The 19075-nt window shown below is 72.7% G+C and carries 20 protein-coding genes; 4 read left to right on the plus strand and 16 right to left on the minus strand.

From position 1 onward, the window contains the following. Positions 1-103: 103 nt before the first annotated feature. The 6 genes from ACZ6K0_RS36270 to ACZ6K0_RS36295 all read right to left on the minus strand — a co-directional run bounded on the left by ACZ6K0_RS36270 (position 104) and on the right by ACZ6K0_RS36295 (position 5578). Positions 104-691, minus strand: coding sequence for a hypothetical protein (locus ACZ6K0_RS36270; RefSeq protein WP_469235641.1), 588 nt, complete (start codon positions 689-691; stop codon positions 104-106). Continuing rightward, a complete protein-coding gene (locus ACZ6K0_RS36275; RefSeq protein WP_469235643.1) occupies positions 688-1863 on the minus strand; it encodes an ROK family glucokinase in 1176 nt (391 codons plus the stop codon). Before ACZ6K0_RS36275 ends, ACZ6K0_RS36270 begins: the two co-directional genes overlap by 4 nt. Before the next feature lie 37 nt (positions 1864-1900). Further along, positions 1901-2695: an ATP-binding cassette domain-containing protein gene (locus ACZ6K0_RS36280; RefSeq protein WP_376407889.1), complete on the minus strand. Its 795-nt coding sequence runs from the start codon at positions 2693-2695 to the stop codon at positions 1901-1903. Then, positions 2692-3747 carry an ABC transporter permease gene (locus ACZ6K0_RS36285; RefSeq protein WP_376407891.1) on the minus strand — a complete coding sequence of 352 codons (1056 nt, stop codon included), beginning with the start codon at positions 3745-3747 and terminating at the stop codon, positions 2692-2694. The genes ACZ6K0_RS36280 and ACZ6K0_RS36285 overlap by 4 nt, the downstream gene beginning before the upstream one ends. Beyond that, the gene (locus ACZ6K0_RS36290) at positions 3744-4763 is read right to left on the minus strand and encodes a sugar ABC transporter substrate-binding protein (RefSeq protein WP_469235645.1); all 1020 of its coding nucleotides are present in this window, start codon (positions 4761-4763) and stop codon (positions 3744-3746) included. The genes ACZ6K0_RS36285 and ACZ6K0_RS36290 overlap by 4 nt, the downstream gene beginning before the upstream one ends. Before the next feature lie 86 nt (positions 4764-4849). Further along, positions 4850-5578, minus strand: coding sequence for a GntR family transcriptional regulator (locus ACZ6K0_RS36295; RefSeq protein WP_469235751.1), 729 nt, complete (start codon positions 5576-5578; stop codon positions 4850-4852). A 167-nt stretch (positions 5579-5745) separates the two neighbouring features. Between ACZ6K0_RS36295 and ACZ6K0_RS36300 the strand changes: the two genes are divergently transcribed. Further along, entirely contained in the window at positions 5746-6741 is a 996-nt protein-coding gene (locus ACZ6K0_RS36300; protein WP_469235647.1) for a Gfo/Idh/MocA family protein, read from the plus strand. Between the two features lie 64 nt (positions 6742-6805). Here the strand turns inward: ACZ6K0_RS36300 and ACZ6K0_RS36305 are convergent, their stop codons facing one another. From ACZ6K0_RS36305 to ACZ6K0_RS36315, 3 genes are read right to left on the minus strand one after another with little or no spacing between them, the layout of a single operon-like run. After that, positions 6806-7984, minus strand: coding sequence for a cytochrome P450 family protein (locus tag ACZ6K0_RS36305; RefSeq protein WP_376407897.1), 1179 nt, complete (start codon positions 7982-7984; stop codon positions 6806-6808). Between the two features lie 17 nt (positions 7985-8001). Then, the gene (locus tag ACZ6K0_RS36310) at positions 8002-8694 is read right to left on the minus strand and encodes a response regulator (RefSeq protein WP_469235649.1); all 693 of its coding nucleotides are present in this window, start codon (positions 8692-8694) and stop codon (positions 8002-8004) included. After that, positions 8691-9917, minus strand: a complete 1227-nt coding sequence (locus ACZ6K0_RS36315) for a sensor histidine kinase (RefSeq protein ID WP_469235651.1) — start codon at positions 9915-9917, stop codon at positions 8691-8693. The genes ACZ6K0_RS36310 and ACZ6K0_RS36315 overlap by 4 nt, the downstream gene beginning before the upstream one ends. Positions 9918-10063: 146 nt before the next feature. Between ACZ6K0_RS36315 and ACZ6K0_RS36320 the strand changes: the two genes are divergently transcribed. After that, complete coding sequence (locus tag ACZ6K0_RS36320) at positions 10064-10285, plus strand: hypothetical protein (RefSeq protein ID WP_469235653.1); 222 nt, start codon at positions 10064-10066, stop codon at positions 10283-10285. 21 nt (positions 10286-10306) lie between these two features. Here ACZ6K0_RS36320 and ACZ6K0_RS36325 read toward each other — a convergent pair whose 3' ends face one another. From ACZ6K0_RS36325 to ACZ6K0_RS36335, 3 genes are all read right to left on the minus strand, one after another. Continuing rightward, entirely contained in the window at positions 10307-10660 is a 354-nt protein-coding gene (locus ACZ6K0_RS36325; protein WP_376407906.1) for a hypothetical protein, read from the minus strand. An 11-nt stretch (positions 10661-10671) separates the two neighbouring features. Beyond that, positions 10672-11607 carry a DMT family transporter gene (locus ACZ6K0_RS36330; RefSeq protein WP_469235654.1) on the minus strand — a complete coding sequence of 312 codons (936 nt, stop codon included), beginning with the start codon at positions 11605-11607 and terminating at the stop codon, positions 10672-10674. 128 nt (positions 11608-11735) lie between these two features. After that, positions 11736-12344, minus strand: coding sequence for a dihydrofolate reductase family protein (locus ACZ6K0_RS36335; protein ID WP_469235752.1), 609 nt, complete (start codon positions 12342-12344; stop codon positions 11736-11738). A gap of 168 nt (positions 12345-12512) precedes the next feature. Between ACZ6K0_RS36335 and ACZ6K0_RS36340 the strand changes: the two genes are divergently transcribed. Further along, the gene (locus tag ACZ6K0_RS36340; protein WP_376407910.1) at positions 12513-13277 is read left to right on the plus strand and encodes an SDR family NAD(P)-dependent oxidoreductase; all 765 of its coding nucleotides are present in this window, start codon (positions 12513-12515) and stop codon (positions 13275-13277) included. Between the two features lie 311 nt (positions 13278-13588). Here the strand turns inward: ACZ6K0_RS36340 and alc are convergent, their stop codons facing one another. Together alc and allB are read right to left on the minus strand one after the other, a co-directional pair. Then, the gene (alc, locus tag ACZ6K0_RS36345) at positions 13589-14707 is read right to left on the minus strand and encodes an allantoicase (RefSeq protein WP_469235656.1); all 1119 of its coding nucleotides are present in this window, start codon (positions 14705-14707) and stop codon (positions 13589-13591) included. 3 nt (positions 14708-14710) lie between these two features. Further along, entirely contained in the window at positions 14711-16045 is a 1335-nt protein-coding gene (gene allB, locus ACZ6K0_RS36350) for an allantoinase AllB (RefSeq protein WP_469235658.1), read from the minus strand. A gap of 334 nt (positions 16046-16379) precedes the next feature. Between allB and ACZ6K0_RS36355 the strand changes: the two genes are divergently transcribed. Further along, a complete protein-coding gene (locus tag ACZ6K0_RS36355; protein WP_024758417.1) occupies positions 16380-17189 on the plus strand; it encodes an IclR family transcriptional regulator in 810 nt (269 codons plus the stop codon). Between the two features lie 83 nt (positions 17190-17272). Here the strand turns inward: ACZ6K0_RS36355 and ACZ6K0_RS36360 are convergent, their stop codons facing one another. Together ACZ6K0_RS36360 and ACZ6K0_RS36365 are read right to left on the minus strand one after the other, a co-directional pair. Continuing rightward, the gene (locus ACZ6K0_RS36360; protein ID WP_376407918.1) at positions 17273-17953 is read right to left on the minus strand and encodes an ABC transporter ATP-binding protein; all 681 of its coding nucleotides are present in this window, start codon (positions 17951-17953) and stop codon (positions 17273-17275) included. Further along, positions 17950-19026 (minus strand): ABC transporter permease, encoded by a 1077-nt coding sequence (locus tag ACZ6K0_RS36365; RefSeq protein ID WP_469235660.1) that lies wholly within the window; start codon positions 19024-19026, stop codon positions 17950-17952. Before ACZ6K0_RS36365 ends, ACZ6K0_RS36360 begins: the two co-directional genes overlap by 4 nt. Between the last annotated feature and the right edge of the window lie 49 nt (positions 19027-19075).

Below are 19075 nucleotides of genomic sequence, written 5' to 3' on the forward strand. Positions count from 1 at the left end.
ATGTGCGCACGGCACGTGCCGAGATCAATTTCGGACGAAGTGGTCCGCCTGCGGCCGGACTTCACCACCCGCATCCACGATGAGGACCACGTGTCCCCTCGGGTCAGGGACTCGTGGCGGAGACCGCGTAGACGCGGGGGAACGCCGGGTCCGTGAGGTCGACCGTGATGTCGGTGGTCGGGCGCGGTTCCTCCCGTTTGACCGTGGTGCCCGCCCAGTCCATGCCGTCGGCGAAGGCCCAGCCGGCGATCTCGGCGTCGCGGTCGCCGACGGTGATCCGGCCGGGGGTGAGCTGCGCCCGGGCGGTGCCGGAGTCGGCGAGGAAGGCGTCGAGGCCGTAGGCGTCCGTCGTGAACTGGACGTAGAGCCTGCTGGTCTTCCAGTTGCTGGTCTCGTAGTACGCGACGTCCCAGGCTCCGGCGGGGATCGGGACCTCGAAGACCCGGCGCTTCATCTTGGAGGGCGGGTTCGTCTGGAGGCCTGCCGCGGAGGACTCGCGTTCCTTGTCGCGGCCGCTGTCGCGGCTCTGGCCGGCGGAGACCAGGAGGTAGCCGGCCGGGATGCCGACGAGCAGCACGATGATGACGGCCGTGAGCCAGCGGCGGCGGATCATGTGCCGCCGCTCCTCCGGCAGCTTTCCGTGCGGCGAGTGCGGCGAGTGGGGCGGTGGGGACGGGTGGGGCAGGGTCATGAAGAAGGGTCCTCGGGGGTGCGGGCGGTCCGGCCCGAGGTCCCGCTGCGCAGGGCCTGGGCGTAGCGCTCGTACCGTTCGTACCGCTCGACACGGCGCCGGTTGGCGCGGCGGAAGCGGCGGGCGACGAGCCGGGCGAGGTCGGCGGCGCCGACCATCCCGGCCTCGGGGCCGAGCTGGGCGCGGACGATGCGGGCCTCGGGGCGGTAGCCGCGGCCGGTGAGGTGGCGGCGGAAGGCGTCGCGGGCGGGGCCGATGAGGAGGTCGTCGGCGGCGGAGACGCCCCCGCCGATGACGAAGCAGGAGGGGTCGAGGGCGGCGGCGAGGTTGGCGATGCCGACGCCGAGCCACTGGCCGATGTCCTGGAGCAGTTCGATGCTCATGGCGTCGCCCTCGCGGGCGAGCTCGGTGATGAGCGGTCCGGTGATGTCGGAGACGTTGCCCTTGACCCGCTCGATGATCTCGTACGCCACCGGGGAGTCGGCGGCGGCGAGCTCGCGGGCCTCGCGGACGAGGGCGTTGCCCGAGCTGTACTGCTCCCAGCAGCCGCGGTTGCCGCAGGGGCAGCGGTGGCCGCCGGGCACGACCTGCATGTGCCCGAACTCGCCGGCGACGCCGTACTTGCCGCGCTTGACCTGGCCGTCCTCCAGGATCGCGCCGCCGATGCCCGTACCGAGGGTGATCATGACGAGGTGGTCCTCGCCGCGGCCCGCGCCGAAGCGCCACTCGGCCCAGGCGGCGGTGTTGGCGTCGTTGTCGACCATGACGGGGACGGCGAGGCGGCCCTGGAGGGCGTCCCGGAGGGGTTCGTTGCGCCAGGCGAGGTGCGGGGCGAAGAGGACCCTGGCCCGGTCGGCGTCGACCCAGCCGGCCGCGCCGATGCCGACGGCGTGCACGTCGTGCCGGTCGGCGAGGTCGAGGACGAGCTCGACGATGGTGTCCTCGACGACCTTGGGGCTCTTCGACTTGTCCGGGGTCTCGGTGCGGAGCTTCTCCAGGATGTTGCCGTCCGCGTCGACGACCCCGGCCATCACCTTCGTACCGCCGATGTCGATGCCGACGGTCGGCACGCGGGGTGCCGTCAGGTGGGAGCGCCGCTCCCGGGTCCCGACGGTCCGCAGCACGGTGCCCCGGGCGGAGCCCCGGTGGGTGAGGTCGCGGTAGGTACTCATCGGTTCCGATTCTGCCAGGTGGCGTGTGAAGCGGCCGTTACGTGGCGGACGGGCGTTCCAGTTCGTGGCGGAGGTCCTCCAGCTCGGTGCCGCCGGCCATCTGGCGGGTCAACTCGTCGAGGGAGATGGAGTCCTTGGTGTGGCTGCCGGCCATCACGCCCCGCTTGAGCAGGACGAAGCGGTCGCCGACGAGGTAGGCGTGGTGGGGGTTGTGGGTGATGAGGACCACGCCGAGGCCCTGGTCACGGGCGGCGGCCACGTACTTCAGGACGACCCCGGACTGCTTGACGCCGAGCGCGGCGGTCGGCTCGTCGAGGACGAGGACCTTGGCGCCGAAGTGGACGGCTCGGGCGATGGCCACGCACTGGCGCTCGCCGCCGGAGAGGGTGCCGATGGGCTGGTCGACGTCGCGCAGGTCGATGCCCATGCGGAGCAGCGCCTCGCGGGTGGTGGTCCGCATGAGGTCGACGTCGAGCCGCTTGAAGGGGCCGGAGCCCTTGGTGGGCTCGGAGCCGAGGAAGAAGTTCCGCCAGACCGGCATGAGCGGGACGACGGCGAGGTCCTGGTAGACGGTGGCGATGCCCCGGTCGAGGGCGTCGCGCGGGTTGGCGAGGGTGACCTCCTCGCCCTCGATGCGGAAGACGCCGGCGTCGTGCCGGTGGAGCCCGGCGACGATCTTGATGAGGGTGGACTTGCCCGCGCCGTTGTCGCCGAGGACGCAGGTGATCTCGCCCGCGTCCACCCGCAGGGAGACCCCTTCGAGGGCGCGGATGTTGCCGTAGTACTTGCTGACGTCGTCGAGCTCGACCAGCGCGGTGGTTTCCGTCGTCACTTGGTGGCCTCCACGCGCTTGCGGATCCAGGCGTTCAGCAGGGTCGCCAGGAGGAGCATCGCTCCCAGGAAGAACTTGAACCAGTCCGGGTTCCACTCGGCGTAGACGATGCCCTTGCTGGTCATGCCGAAGATGAGGGCGCCGACCGCCGAGCCGATGGCGGAGCCGTAGCCGCCGGTGATCAGGCAGCCGCCGATGACGGCCGCGATGATGTAGATCAGTTCGTTGCCGACGCCTTCGCCCGACTGGACGACGTCGAAGGAGAAGAGCAGGTGCTGGCCGGCGATCCAGGCGCAGAAGGCCACGCCCATGTAGAGGCCGATCTTCGTGCGGTAGACCGGGACGCCGACCGCGCGGGCGGCGTCGGCGCCGCCGCCGACGGCGAAGATCCAGTTGCCGAAGCGGGTGCGCAGCAGGATCCAGGTGGCGAGGGCGACGAGACCGAGCCACCACAGGATGGTGACCTTGAGTTCGACGCCGCCGATGGTCACCTGGGAGGCGAAGAGCTTCCGGGCGGAGGGGAAGCCCTCCATGTCGGCGATGGTCTTGGTGGAGACGGTGCCGCTGATCAGCTTGGTCAGGCCGAGGTTCAGGCCGGTCAGCATCAGGAAGGTGCCGAGCGTGATGATGAAGCTGGGCAGCTTGGTGCGGGTCAGCATGAAGCCGTTGAAGACGCCGATCGCGAGGGTGGCGAGCAGCGAGACGCCGACGCCGACCCAGACGTTCGCCGTCAGCTGGTAGCTGACCATCGAGGAGATGAGCGCGGAGCTCGTGACCATGACGCCGGCGGAGAGGTCGAACTCGCCGCCGATCATCAGCAGCGCGACGGGGACCGCCATGATGCCGATGGTGGAGGCCGCGTACAGCACGGTGCCGAGGCTGGCGGCGCGCAGGAAGCTGTCGGCGGCGACGGAGAAGAAGACGAAGACGGCGATCGCGCCGACGACCGAGCCGAGCTCGGGGCGGGCGAGGAGCTTCTTCAGCGGGCTGGTGCGCAGGAGCCGTTCGTCGACGTGGTCGATGCCGTCGGACGGCGGTGCGGTGGAACTCATCGGGTACCCCGCTCCGCGTACTGCTTGAGCGCGCCCGCCTGGTCCTTGGTGATGATCTGGGGGCCGGTGAGCACGGGCTTGCCACCGCCGAGGACGTCGGCGTTGTAGCGGTACAGCCAGAGCAGGTCGACGGCCTCGTACCCCTGGAGGTAGGGCTGCTGGTCGACGGCGAAGCCGAGCGTGCCGGCCTGGAGGGCGGTCGCGACCTTGGCGTTGAGGTCGAAGGTGTCGATCTCGGCCGTGCTGCCCGCGCTCTTCGCTGCCTGGACGGCGGTGTCCGCGAAGGGGGCGCCGAGGGTGACGACGGCGTCGATGGCCTTGTCGGACTGGAGCTTGGCCTCGATGGAGGCCTTGACGTCGGGCATGTTGGTGCCGTCGACGTAGAGGTTCACGAGCTCGCCGCCGAAGGTCTTCCTCGCTCCGGCGCAGCGCTGCTCGTGGCCGATGTTGCCCTGCTCGTGCAGGACGCAGAGGGCCTTCTTCTTGCCGCGCTTGTCGAGTTCGTCGCCGACGGCCTCGCCGGCGACGGTCTCGTCCTGGCCGATGTGGGTGAGGGCGCCGTAGGCCTTGGACTGGGCGGCGCCGGAGTTCACGGTGATCACCGGGATGCCGGCCTTGACGGCCTTCTCGACGGCGGCCTTCATCGCGTCGGGCTTGGCGAGGGTGACGATGAGGCCGTCGACGCCCTTGGCGACGTACGAGTCGATGAGCTGGGCCTGCTGCTGGGCCTCGTCGCTGTGGGCGTAGAGGAAGTTGATGTTGTCCTTGACGGCGGCCTGCTTGGCGCCGTTCTGGACGATGTCCCAGAAGGTGTCGCCGTCACCGGAGTGGGTCACCATGGCGAAGGTCCAGCGGGGGGTGTCGACGGCCGCCCTGCCCTGGGCCGCCGCGGCCTTGCGGGCGTCCTCCGCCCGCTTTCCGCCGGTGCTGCTGCACCCCGCGAGCGCCCCTGTGAGCGCGAGCGCGAGCACGGCGCCGATGACGGCCCGTACCCCTCCTGTCCGAAGCCTGGTCACGAGGCCGTGCCCTCCTTTGTGTCCTTCTGCGTGCATTGCAGTATCGGTCATGCGGGTCGTGGCACTTGTCAGCGGGGCCTGTGTGGTCAGGGGCGGACCATCAGCTGGAGCTCGAAGGAGTAGCGCGCGGCCCGGTAGAGGTGCGAGCCGTACTCGACGGCGCGGCCCGTGTCGTCGTAGGTGGTGCGCTCCATGGTGAGCAGCGGGGCACCCTCCCGCTCGTCGAGGAGCGCGGCCTCCTCCGGGGTCGCGGCGCGGGCGCCGATGGACTGGCGGGCGCTGTGCAGGGTGAGCGCGGCGGAGCGGAGCATCCGGTAGAGGCCGGTGGTCTCCAGGCGCTCCGTGTCGGGCTCCTCCGGTGCGAGGAGCCCGGCGGGCAGGTGGTTGCGCAGGTACGCCATGGGCTCGCCGTACGCGGTCCGCAGCCGCTCCAGGTAGTGGACGTCGCTGCCCTCCGGTACGCCGAGGGCGGCCGCGACCGGTGCGGTGGCGGGTTCGAGCCGGTTGGTGAGGACCCGGGTGGCGGGGCGGCGGCCGGCGGCCTCCAGGTCGTCGTAGAGGCTGCTGAGCTCCAGCGGGCGCCGGACCCTGCTGTGCACGACCTGGGTGCCGACGCCGCGGCGGCGCACCAGGAGGCCCTTGTCGACGAGGGACTGGATGGCCTGGCGGACGGTGGGCCGGGAGAGGCCGAGGCGGGTGGCGAGCTCGATCTCGTTGCCGAGGAGGGTGCCGGGCGGCAGCGTCCCGTTCTCCACCGCGCTCTCCAGCTGTCGGGCCAGCTGGAAGTAGAGCGGGACCGGGCTGGTGCGGTCCACGGAGAGCGGAGGCAGGGGGGAGCCGGACTGCTTGGACACGGGGGGAGCGTAACCGGGCGCGCCGATGACCGGAAGCCGACGGCGGGGAGTGGATGACAGGACGTCGTGACGTCCGGATGTCCTGACAAATCCTTGACACGGGGGGCGTACCGCTCCACGGTGGGGCCATGCGCATCGGACTCATCGGTACGGGACGGATCGGGAGCTTCCACGCGGGGGTGCTGGCCCGCCACCCGGAGGTCGAGTCGCTGGTCGTGGCGGACGCGGACGCGACACGGGCGGCCGGGGTCGCGGGGGCGCTCGGGGCGGAGGCGGCGCCCGACGTGGCGGCGCTGCTCGGGCACGCCCTGGACGCGGTGGTGATCGCCTCGGCGACGGCTGCGCACGCGGAGCTGATCGCGCGGGCCGCCGGGGCGGGTCTGCCGGTCTTCTGCGAGAAGCCGATCGCGCTGGACGTGCCCGGCACGCGGGCGGCGCTGCGGGCCGTGGCGGAGGCGGGCACCGAGCTCCAGCTGGGGTTCATGCGCCGCTTCGACGCGGGGTACCGGGCGGCGCGCGAGGCGGTGCGGTCGGGGCGGCTCGGCCGGCTGCACACCGTACGGGCGGCGACGTCCGACCCGGAGCCGCCGCCCGCCGCGTACCTGCCGCTCTCCGGCGGGCTCTTCAAGGACTGTCTGGTGCACGACTTCGACATCGTGCGGTGGGTGACCGGCCGGGAGGTCGTGGAGGCGTACGCGACGGGCTCGGACGCGGGTCCCGCGATGTTCCGGGAGGCGGGGGACGTGGACACGGCCGCCGCGCTCCTCACCCTGGACGACGGCACCCTGGTGACGGTGACGGGGACCCGGTGCAACGGCGCCGGGTACGACGTACGGATGGAGCTGGCGGGCGAGCGGGACCAGATCGCGGTGGGGCTCGACGACCGGACGCCGCTCGCCTCGGTGGAGCCGCAGGGGCCGCCGGCGCCGGGGAAGCCCTGGCAGGGCTTCCTTGAGCGCTTCGCCCCCGCGTACGAGGCGGAGCTCGACGCCTTCGTCCGGCTGGTGCGCGGCGAGGCGGCCAATCCGTGCGACGGCGTAGAGGCCCTGGCGGCGCTCCGGATCGCCGAGGCGTGCGAGCTCTCGCGCCGGGAGCGGCGCCCGGTGCGGGTGGACGCCTCCTAGGGAGTGTCGGGGCGGCGTCCGGTGCGGGTGGACGCCTCCTAGACGGTGTCGGGGCGGCGTCCCCTCACCACCGGACCGGGAGGTGGCGGACCCCGCGGATCAGGAGGCCGGGCACCCACTCCCAGGGGTCGCCCTCGGGGTCGAGTTCGAGCCGGGGGAAGCGGTCCAGGAGGGTGCGGAGGGCGATCCTGCCCTCCAGGCGGGCGAGCGGGGCGCCCAGGCAGTAGTGGATGCCGTGGCCGAAGGCGAGGTGGCCGCGGGTGTCGCGGCGGATGTCGAAGCGGTCGGGGTCGGGGAAGCGGGCCGGGTCGCGGTCGAGCGCACCGATCCCCACGAGGACGCTCGCGCCCGCCGGGATCTCGGTGCCGCCGAGGGTGACGGCCTCCCGGGTGAAGCGGAAGGTGCTGGTCTCGACCGGCCCGTCGTACCGCAGGGACTCCTCGATCGCCCCGTCGAGGAGGCCGGGGTCGGCGCGCAGGGCGGCGAGCTCCTCGGGGTGGGTGAGCAGGTTGCGGACGGTGTTGGCGATGAGGTTGACGGTGGTCTCGTGGCCGGCGATGAGCAGCAGGTAGGCCATGGCGCGGAGTTCGGGACCGGAGAGCCGGTCGCCGTCCTCGTCGCGGGCGGCGAGGAGGCCGGAGAGCAGGTCGTCGGCGGGGCCCGCGGCGCGCTTGTCCTCGATGAGTCGGTCGAGGTAGCCGCCGAAGCCCGCCAGGGCGCCGAGGAGGCCCTGCTCGTCCGCGGGGGCGACGAGCTCGTTCGACCAGTGGCGGAAGGTGTCGCGGTCCTCGGCGGGGACGCCGAGGAGTTCGCAGATGACGGTGATCGGCACGGGGAAGGCGTAGGCGTCGACGAGGTCCGCGCGGCCGGCCGGTTCCATCGCGTCGGCGAGTTCCTGGGTGAGCCGCTCGATGCGGGGGCGCAGGTTCTCGACGCGGCGGCCGGTGAACACGCCCGCGACCAGGCGGCGGAGCCGGGTGTGGTCGGGGGCGTCCGCCCCGAGGAGGTGGACGCCGATGACGTCCTCTTCCGGCGGGCGTACGCCGATGACGGACGGGGACTTGGCGAGGCGCGGGTCGGCGAGCGCGGCGCGCCCCTCCTCGTGGCCGACGACCAGCCAGAACTGGAAGCCGTCGGGCATGCGGACCTCGTGGACGGGGCCGGATTCGCGGAGCTTGGCGTAGTAGGGGTACGGGTTCGCGGTGAAGTCCGCGCCGTACTCCCCCAGTTCGATGACGGACATCCGTGCAGACTATCCGACTACTTCTCCTCCTTCTCGTCGTCCAGGAGGCCCGCGTCATGGACGAGGAGGGCGATCTGGACGCGGTTGTTGAGGCCGAGTTTGGCGAGGATGCGCGAGACGTGCGTCTTGACCGTGGGGACGCTCATGTACAGCTCGGCGGCGATCTCCGCGTTGGAGCGGCCCCGGCCGACGGCGACGGCCACTTCCCGTTCGCGTACGGCCAGTTCGGCGAGGCGCGCGGTGATCGCGGCGCGCCGCGACTCCTCCCGCCGGTCCGGCCGGTCCGGCTCTTCCGCGACATGGGTCATCAACTGGCGGGTGACGGCCGGGGAGAGGACCGGGTCCCCGGCGGCGACCCGGCGGACGGCCGCGACGATCTCGGCGGGCGGGGTGTCCTTGAGGACGAAGCCGGCGGCGCCGGCCCGCAGGGCGCGCAGCACCTGCTCGTCGGCGTGGAAGGTGGTGAGGACGACGACCTCGGGGGCGCCGGGGAGCGCGCGGAGGCGTTCGGTGGCGGTGAGTCCGTCGACGTGGGGCATGCGGATGTCCATGAGGACGACGTCGGGGGCGAGCCGGTCGACGAGTTCGGGGACGTCGCGGCCGTCGGAGCCCTCGCCGACGATGTCGAGGTCCTCGGCGCCGCCGAGCATGAGGGTGAGGCCCGCGCGGACCAGGGGGTCGTCGTCGATGATCAGCAGGCGGATGGTCATGCGGGCCACGGTAGCCAGGCGTGGAGGGCGAATCCGCCGTCGGGGTCCGGTCCGTGCTCCATCCGGCCGCCGGCGAGGGCTGCGCGCTCGGTGAGGCCGATGAGGCCCTGGCCGGAGCCGGGGACGTGCGGGACGGGGCCGGCGGGGGCCGGGTTGTGGACGGTGACGGTGAGGCCCTCGCCGGGGCGGCCGCTGACGGTGACGGTGACCTTGGTGCCGGGGGCGTGCTTGCGGGCGTTGGTCAGGGCCTCCTGGGCGATGCGGTAGGCGGTGCGGCCGGTGGAGGCGGGGACGGCGGGCGCGTCATCGGCGGTGTCGACGTCGAGGTCCAGGACGACGTCCGCGCCGGCCTCGCGGGACTCGGCGACGAGCGCGTCGAGGGTGGCGAGGGTCGGCTGGGGGCGATCGCCGCCGCCGTCGCCGTTCTCCCCGGGGGCCCGCAGGACGCCGATGATCTCGCGCAGGTCCTGGAGGGCCTCGTGGGCGCTGTCGCGGATGACGCCGGCGGCGCGGGCGATCTGCTCGGGCGGGGCGTCGGGCCGGAACTCCAGGGCTCCCGCGTGCACGCTGAGCAGCGTCAGCCGGTGGGCGAGGACGTCGTGCATCTCGCGGGCGATGGCCTCGCGGGCGAGCCGCTGAGCCTGGGCGGCGCGCAGCTCGGCCTCGGCCTCGGCGCGGCGGGCGCGCTCGCGGAGGGCCTCGACGAGCTGGCGCCGGGAGCGGACGAGCATGCCCCAGGCGGTGACGAGCAGGATGAGGACGAAGCCGAGGACGATCGAGATCCCGGCGTTGAGGGTGGGGTCGGGGCGGACGAAGACCTGGACGGTGGAGGCGGCGACGGCGAGCGCCCCGAGCCACGCGACCTCGCGGAACGGGCGGCGGACGGCGACGCTGAAGAGGCTCGCGAGAACGGCGCCGCCGGCGACCGGGGCGACGATGCTGACCAGGGAGAGCGCGACGGAGAGCCCGACGGGCCACCGGCGGCGCAGCCAGAGCGCGCAGCAGGCGGCGGCGCCGACGAGCTGGTCGAAGAGGATGACGGGCTCGCTGCTGTACTCCGCGCCGGCGTCGGCGGCGACGAGGCCGACGAGGGCCGCGAGGAGGAAGAGCGAGGTGTCGACGATCCAGTCGCGGACGGTACGGCGGGGCCTGGCCGCGCCGCTCTCGCCCGGTTCGACCAGGTGGGAGGGGAGCAGCCAGCGCTGCCGTTCCGTACGGGTCATATCGGCAATGTACGCAGCCGGGGGCCCCGCACGGGTGAGGTGCGGGGCGGGACGCTACCGAAGTCGCACAGGTCGATACTTCGGTAGCGGTGGCCGTGGACCGGAGTCGGACGCGGCCGGGACCGGGGCCCGTTCATGATCGAGTCATGAAGAAATTGCTGGAGGCCGCCGGATTCCTGCTCGTCGTGTTCGGTGTCTGCGGAGCGATCCGCGAGCTGACGGACGGCTGGTTCAAGCTGATGGGGCTGACCCGTTTCCTGACCGACAACGTGTGGTTCATGGAAGGCCGGGAGCTGTTCGTGAACATCGTGATCGCCGTGCTCGGCCTGGTCCTCCTGATCGTGTCGGACCGGGTCCGGAAGTCCTGACGGCCGGCGCGCTCGGGGCGGTCAGGCGCTCGCGGTGTCCAGTCGGGTCACCTCGGCGCGGTGCTCGGCCAAGCGGTGGGAGACCGAGCCGCTGGTGAAGAGGACCGCGCCGATCACGGCGACGGGGACGGAAGCACCGATGATCCCCACCAGCTGGGGCCAGTCGCGCGACTCGACGCAGGCCTTGTCGTGGACGTACTCACTGGTGATGAGCGCGGGGCAGGAGTTACTGCTGTCGCCCGGCTCGAACGGAGTGAGGAGCAGCACCCCGAACCAGACCCACAGCAGTGCTGCCACGGTGAGGAGGCCGAGGCCCCAGCCCTGGGTGCGCCGGGCGCGGGCGCGGAACGCGGTGTCGTAGGCAAGTGAACGCATGATCGAAGAACCTACCGGGCACCCTCGTCGGCCGTGCGGCGGCCCCAACTGGTGCCTGCCAGAACGAGGATCGCGCCCGCGAGGCCGAGGACTCCGGGGCGGTCACCGGCGAGGGCGATGCCGGCCGCGGCGGCCCAGAGCGGCTCCGTACCGAGGAGGAGGCTGACCCGGGACGGGGAGCTGCGGCGGACGGCCCACATCTGCACGAAGAAGGCGAAGAGCGTGCAGAAGACGGAGAGGAAGAGCAGCCCGGCCCACTCGCGGGGACCGAAGTCGAGGGCCGTGGCCCAGGGCGAGGCGCCCGTGCCGGGGAAGGCCGCGATGACGGCGAACACGGCGACGGCGGAGCCGAGCTGGACGGTGGTGAGGGAGAGCGAGTCGGCCGACCGGACCGCCTTGATCCGGGACATCGCCAGGACGTGGACGGTACGGGCGAGGGCGGCGAGCAGCATGAGGAGGTCGCCGAGGGAGGGGGCGGTGAAGCCGCCGCCCTGGGTGAGCAGGACGACGCCGGTGACGGAGAGCGCGGCGGCGGAGAGGAAGGCGCGGGGCGGCCTGACCCTCGTGACGGCGGCCTCGGCGAGCGGGGTGAAGATCATGGTGAGGCTGATGATCAGGCCCGCGTTGGTGGCGGAGGTGTGGACGACGCCGTAGGTCTCCAGGAGGAAGATCCCGCTGAGGATCAGCCCGAGGGTGGCGGCGCCGCGCCACTGGGGCGCGGTGAGCGCGCGCAGCTTGCGCCAGCCGGCGACGACGAGGACGGGCAGCACCACCGCGAACCGCAGCACGAGGACCGCGATGACGGTGTGGGTGGTGGTGATGCCCTTGGCCGCGAGATAGCTGGCGCCCCAGACGACGGCGACGAGCAGGACGGGCAGGTCGGTGAGCCAGGCCCGGCGCGGGGCGCCGAGGGACACGGGGGCGGCGATCGAAGACGAAACCGACATTGCTGGCCGAATCTCCAACTGTTGGGGCGGGGTGGAGACTTCGGCGGCTCGCACGCGGAGCGATCACCGTACCCGGGCGGGCCTGTGGTGGCTACACCTTTCCGCGACTCTTCCCTGGTCAGCAGCCGTCAGTAGCTGCCGTAGGTGGGACGCCCGGCGAGCTCGTACGTGTGGAGGGCGACGCCGGAGCCGGTGGTGCGGGTGTCCGTGAGCCGGAAGGAGGTGGGGCGCACCCCGTCGGAGAAGAGGCGGCGGCCGGAGCCGAGGACCACGGGGAAGACGAGCAGGTGGAGGGTGTCGATCAGGTCGTGGTCGAGCAGGGTCCGGGCGAGGCCGGCGCTGCCGTGCATCTGGATCTCGCCGCCGAGGCTCTCCTTGAGGTCGGCGACCTCCTTGACCACGTCCCCGCGGAGCAGGGTGGACCCGGTCCAGTCGGCGGATTCGAGGGTGGTGCTGGCGACGTACTTGGGGAGGCCGTTGAGCTTGGAGGCGATGGGGTCGTCGGGGTTGTCGTGCCGGGGCCAGTAGCCCGCGAAGATCTCGTACGTGCGGCGCCCGAGGAGGAACGCGGTGGGGCGGGTGAAGACGTCGGCCATGTACTGACCGAAGTCCTCGTCACCGAACGGCACGGACCAGCCGCCGTGCTCGAAACCACCGCTGGGGTCCTCCTCCGGACCGCCGGGGGCCTGGTGGACGCCGTCGAGGGTGAGGAACTGGGTGAGGCTGAGCGTGGCCATGGCGGGTGCCTTTCTCGTCCTGTCCATCGTGTCTCACCTCTTCCGACTCCACCGCTCGGCGGAACTCATCGGCGACCGGGTCGGCGTCCGATTCATGCCAGCGGCCGGCCGCCCCGCCGACTTTCATTGAACCCGCAACAACTAAGTACTTCTCACGGAGGTTTCGGGATGTCCACGATGAACAGCACGGCGAACGGCGCGATGGACGGCACGGCGGTCCTGGTGACGGGCGGCAGCCGCGGGATCGGCGCGGCCACGGCCGTCCGCCTGGCCCGGGAGGGTGCCGACGTGGCCTTCACCTACGTACGGGACGAGGCGGCGGCCAAGGAGGTCGCCGCGCGGATCGAGGCGGCCGGGCGCAAGGCGTTCCCCCTGCGCGCCGACGCGGCCGACGCCGGGGACGCGGCGGGCGCGGTGGAGTGGGCGGCGGACGCGCTGGGCCGGCTCGACGTCCTCGTGAACAGCGTGGGCGCCGGGGTCCTCGGCCCGCTGGAGTCGCTGACCCTGGCGGACGTGGACCGGGTCCTCGCGGTGAACGTCCGCGCGGCCTTCCTCGCCTCGCAGGCGGCGGCCGGGCGCCTGCCGGAGGGCGGGCGGATCGTCACGATCGGCACCTGCATGACGCAGCGGGTGCCCGGGCCGGGCGGCACGCTGTACGCGACGAGCAAGGCGGCGCTGATCGGCCTGACGAAGGCGCTCGCGCGGGAGCTGGGCGGGCGCGGCATCACGGCCAACATCGTCCACCCGGGCCCGATCGACACCGACATGAACCCGGCGGACGGGCCGTACGCGGGGGGCCAGGCGGCCATGACGGCACTCGGCCGCTTCGGCACGCCGGACGAGGTGGCGGCGATGGTCGCGTTCCTCGCGGGCCCGGAGGGCCGGTACGTGACGGGTGCCGAGTTCGCGGTGGACGGCGGCCACGCGGCGTAACCCGCGCAAGGGTGCCGCTGGGCCGTTGTGTCGCCGGGTACGCGTACGGCCGGCTAGTGAGCCGAAGGGGCGCGCCGGGGGAACAGGGTCGAGCGCGCGGAGCCCCCGACGAAGGAGGGGGCGAGCACGGTCGACCCTGTGAGCCCGGCTGAAGCGCCCCGGAGGCGAACCGAGCCCGAAAAGGGGGGTTACGCGAGGGCGCACCGTGCTGTCGGGTCGGTGCGCCCTCGCGGGCCGGGCGGGGTGTCGTACCCGCCCGGTTCAGGGGAAGGCCGGTCGGGCCGGCCCCCCGGTTCTCGGGTGTCCTGCCGTCAGCCGCCGAGCTCCTGGTGGCGGGCGGCCAGGCGGGCCGCTCCGGCTTCGGTGAGGGAGCCGAAGAGGCGGAGGCGGGAGATGCCGCCGTCCGGGTAGATGTCGATCCGGATCCGGGAGCCGACCGCCGGGGTGTCGAGGACGAACCGGTGGTTGGTGTCGGGCTGGAGGCGCGTCCGGGGCAGGATCTCGGCCCAGTCCTCGGAGCCTTCGGCGGCGACCGAGAGGGCGGCCCAGCCCGCGCTGTTGCCCTTGAGGTAGGCGGTGTCGATCTCTACGGCGCGGATCTCGGACTCGGCGACGAGCTGGTAGCGGATCCAGTCGTTGCCCTTGTCGCGGCGGCGGCGGGTCTCCCAGCCGTCGTCCATCTTGCGGGAGCGGCCCGGCTGGATGGTGTTGGTGGCCGGGGAGTAGAAGCGGTCGGAGGCGTCTTCGACCTGGCCGCCGTTCTCCAGGGCCGCGAGGTCGAAGGTGCCGAGGACGGCCAGCCAGCGCGGGTCGGGGGCCACCTCGCCGTAGACGCGGAGGCGGGCGATGCCGCCGTCGGGGTGCTGGTTGACGCGCAGGTGCGTGAAGCGCTGTTCGACGTCGACGGCGAAGCCGTTGGCGGCGTGGCCGCCGACGGCGGTGCGCGGGACGAGCGTCGTCCACTTCACGTCGTCGGCGAGGAGTTCCTCGGGCGAGGGCGAGCCGGCGACCGAGGTGGCCTCGACGGAGACGGCCTGCGGGTAGTTTCCGCGGAAGTGGGCGGTGTCGAGGACGATGCCGCGGACGACGCCGGGGGCGCCGAGCCGTACAAGCGCCCAGTCGTGGTCGTCCTCGGTGGGGTGGGGCTGCTGGGCCGAGACGCCACGGCGGCGGCGGGTCTCCCAGCCGTCCATGATCTTGCCCTTGTGGCCGAAGTGCTCGGGGTCGAACTCGGCGGGCTCGGGCTTGAGCAGGTTCTCGCGCTCGGCGAAGAACTCGTCGTTGGCCGCGACCACGCCCGCGCCGAGGCGCCGGTCGGCGAGGTCGGCGTACTGGGTGAAGGGGAAGTCGGCCGTGCGGTAGTCGGCGTACGGGTCGCCGCCGCCGTAGGGGCTGGCGTCGCCGGTGAAGGAGGGTATGCCGGTGCTCACGGGTCAGTTGTTCCTTTCGAGGAGGCGGCCGGTGGGGTCGGCGAGGGTGCCGTGGTCGACGATCCGCTCTCCGCGCAGCCAGGTGGAGGCGACGACGCCGCTGAGGGTCTTGCCCGCGTAGGCGGTGATGCGGTTGCGGTGCTGGAGCTCCGCCGGGTCGACGGTGAAGGTCGCGTCCGGGTCGATCACGGCGAAGTCGGCGTCACGGCCGGCCTCGATCGCGCCCTTGCGGGAGAGGCCGGCGAGGCGGGCCGGGCCCTCGGACATCCAGCGGACCACGTCCTCCAGGGAGTGGCCGCGGCGCCGGGCCTCGGTCCAGATCGCGGGGAGGCCGAGCTGGAGCGAGGAGATGCCGCCCCACGCGGACGCGAAGTCCGGGGTCTTCAGGTCGGCGGTGGACGGGGAGTGGTCGGAGACGATGCAGTCGATCGTGCCGTCCGCGAGGCCCTGCCACAGCGCGTCCTGGTTGGACGCCTCGCGGATCGGCGGGCAGCACTTGAACTCGGTCGCCCCGTCCGGGATCTCCTCGGCGGTGAGGGTGAGGAAGTGCGGACACGACTCGACCGTGATCTTCACGCCCTCCGCCTTGGCGGCGGCGATGAGGGGCAGCGCGTCCGAGGAGGACAGGTGCAGGACGTGGACGCGGGCGTTGAGCCGGCGTGCCTGGTTGATCAGGTTCTCGATCGCCGTGTTCTCGGCGTCCCGGGGGCGGGAGGCCAGGAAGTCGGCGTACTCGGTGGAGGACTTCTGCGGGGCGGCCGCGAGGTGGTGCGGGTCCTCGGCGTGCACGATCATCAGGCCGTCGAAGCCGGAGATCTCGGCGAGCGAGTTGGCCAGCTGCTCCTGGTCGAGCGACGGGAACTCGTCCACGCCGGACGGGGACAGGAAGCACTTGAAGCCGTAGACGCCGGCGTCGTGGAGGGGGCGCAGGTCCTTGACGTTGTCGGGCAGCGCGCCGCCCCAGAACCCGACGTCGATGTGCGCCTTCGCGCGGGCGACCTCCTGCTTGACCCGCAGGTTCGCGACGGTGGTCGTCGGCGGCAGCGAGTTGAGCGGCATGTCGAGCAGGGTCGTGATGCCGCCGGCGGCGGCCGCGCGGGTGGCGGTCCAGAAGCCCTCCCACTCGGTGCGGCCGGGGTCGTTCACGTGCACGTGGGTGTCGACCAGGCCGGGCAGGACGACGTCGTCGCCGACGTCCTCCAGGCGGGCACCGGCCGGGACCTCGGCGTCGTACGGCAGCACGGCCGCGATCGTCCCTCCGGAGACGGCGATCGACGCCGGGCGCGTCCCCTCGGGGGTGATGACGCGAGTCGAGCGCAGGACCAGGTTGACGTCCACCCGTACCCCTTCTTCGAGCGATTCACTGAGGAACCGGCAAATTCAACGAACTGTTGAAGGAGTCTTCACTTCCGGACGACATGTCGTCAAGGGCACACTTCCAGCATCGGCCGTCGGCGAACCCGACTTAGAGGTTTCCACAAAGTGGAATGAGAATTCCGTACAGTAGAACGTAGCTCCACACATGTGGGGCGGAGCCGGACCCCGCCGAGCCCTCCACGACACCGGACAAACACCCCCTGACCGGCCCGTACGCCGGTACCGGGACCGGGTGCCCCGGCCGGTGGCCCGGTAGGCTGCTGACTTGCCCGCCTGCCTCGAAAGGACCGTTGACGTGCCGACGTCCAGCGCCAGCACCACCGACGCCGCCAAGCCCGCCGCCGCGAGCGGTGGCGTCCAGTCCCTTGAGCGTGCCTTCGACCTTCTTGAGCGGATGGCCGACGCCGGGGGCGAGGTCGGGCTGAGCGAGCTCTCCGCCAGCAGCGGACTGCCGCTCCCCACCATCCACCGGCTGATGCGCACCCTCGTGGCCTGCGGCTACGTGCGCCAGCAGCCCAACCGGCGGTACGCGCTCGGCCCCCGCCTCATCCGGCTCGGCGAGTCCTCCTCCCGCCTCCTCGGCACCTGGGCCCGCCCCTTCCTGGCACGGCTCGTCGAGGAGACCGGCGAGACGGCCAACATGGCGCTGCTCGACGGGGACGAGATCGTGTACGTCGCCCAGGTGCCGTCCAAGCACTCGATGCGCATGTTCACCGAGGTCGGCCGGCGGGTCCTGCCGCACTCGACCGGCGTCGGCAAGGCGCTCCTCGCGCACACCCCGGCGGAGGAGGTGCGCGCGCTGCTCGCCCGTACGGGCATGCCGGCCGCCACCGAGAAGACGATCACCACGCCCGACGGCTTCCTCGACGCCCTCGAAGCGGTACGCGCGACGGGGTACGCGGTCGACGACAACGAGCAGGAGATAGGAGTCCGCTGCCTCGCGGTGCCGGTCCCCGACTCCCCCACCGCCGCGGCGATCTCGATCTCGGGCCCGGCGGGCCGCGTCACCGAGGCGGCCACGGAGAAGATCGTCCCGATCCTCCAGCAGGTCGCCCGCGAACTCTCGGCGGCCCTCGCCAACACGACGGGCAACGGCCAGGGCTGAGCCCGGAGCCCCACCGCACACACGGAAGGGCGCCCGGAACCTTCGAGGTTCCGGGCGCCCTTCCGTGTGTGTTTCCGTACGCGCTACGCCTGCACGGCCTCCGCGAGGCGGCCGTCCTGGACCGTCACCGTGCGGTCCGTACGGGCCAGGTGGGTCCGGTCATGCGTCACGAGCACCGTCGCCGTGCCCCGCTCCGCCGTCAGGCCGGCGAGCAGCTCCATGACCGCCGCGCCCCGCTCGTGGTCCAGGGCGCTCGTCGGCTCGTCGACCAGGAGCACGGACGGCTCGTTCATCAGCGCCCGCGCGATGTTCACCCGCTGCCGCTGACCGCCCGACAGCTGGTGCGGGCGGCGGTGCGCCTGGTCCGCGAGGCCCACCGCGTCGAGCAGCTCCATCGCCCGGCCCCGTACCGACGCCGGCGCGCGCCCCGACAGGTGCGCCATCACCTGGAGCTGTTCCGCCGCGCTCAGCGAGGGCAGCAGGTTGGGCTGCTGGAAGACGATCCCGATGTGCTCGCGCCGCAGCTCGGCGCGGGCGGCCGGGGTGAGCGGCCCCGTGTCCGTACCGGCGACGACGACCTGCCCCCGGTCCGGGGTCACCAGGGTCGCGGCCACGGCCAGCAGACTGGACTTGCCGGAGCCGGACGGGCCGACGACGGCCGTGAGCGTGCCCGCGGGGACGGTCAGGGAGACGGCGTCGAGGGCGGTGAGCCGGCTGTCTCCGTCGGGGTAGGTCAGGGTGACGGCGTCGAGGACGAGGCTCATCGGGCGCTCCCGAGGGCGGTGAGGGGGTCGACGGCGGTGATCCGCCGGATGGACAGGGCGGCGCCGAGCACCCCGAGCACGATGATCACGGCGGCGGGCCCGAGGACGGTGAGCGGCTCCAGGACGAAGGGCACGTTCCCGCCGCTGACCAGGGCGCCGATGCCGACCGCGAGGGCGGTGCCGAGCAGGGTGCCCGCGGTGAGCATGAGGACGGCCTGCCCGAGGGCGTCCTTGAGGAGGTACGGCGTGGAGGCGCCGAGCGCCTTGAGGACGGCGACGTCGCCGCTGCGCTGGATCGTCCAGACGGTGAAGAACGCTCCTATGACGAGCGCGGAGATCGCGAAGAGGAAGCCGCGCATGAGCTGGAGCGAGCCGTTCTCGGCCTGGTAGGACCCTATGGCGGTGAGCGCCCCGTCGATGGTCCGCGCCTCGGTCCCGGCGGCCTTGTCGCCCGCCGCCCAGTCGACGTCGCCGCCGCTGAGCGCGATGACGGTGGCCTGTTCCTGCGGGGTGGTGCCGCTGTGGCCGAGCTTCTGCCAGTCGTCGAGGGAGGTCCACACCACCGGGGTGTGGCTGTACGAGGCGTCGCCGGAGACGGCCGTGACGGTGGCCTCCAGGGGGCCGAGGCGCAGGGCGTCGCCGACGCCCACGCCCAGCTCCTCCGCCGCCGACTCCGACAGGACGGCCTTGCCGGCGCCGACGGTCCCGGGGGCGAGCCCGGACCCCGGCTCCGTACCGAAGGCGGAGACGGCGGCGGTGCGGTCCCCGGCGGCGGCGTTGAGCGTACGGATGCCGAGCGGCTCGGCCCCCGTCACCCCGGGCCGGTCCGCCCACCCGGTCCACTGGTCCTCCGTCACCGTCGAGTTGGTGAAGGAGACCGACTGCCCGGACGGCGGCGCCGCGAAGGCCAGCCGGTCGGCGGACAGGCCGGTGATCGCGGAGATGTTCTCTCGCGCGAGCCCGGCGGTCAGCCCGGACAGCAACCCCACGAGCAGGGTGATCAGCACGATCACGGTGCCCATGAGGGCGAATCGCCCCTTGGCGAATCTCAGGTCTCTCCATGCCACGAACATGCTGACCAGAGTGGTCCGAGGGGGGCCGTCGGGGCATCGCGCCACGGAT

Source organism: Streptomyces sp. NPDC042346 (genome assembly GCF_055581845.1).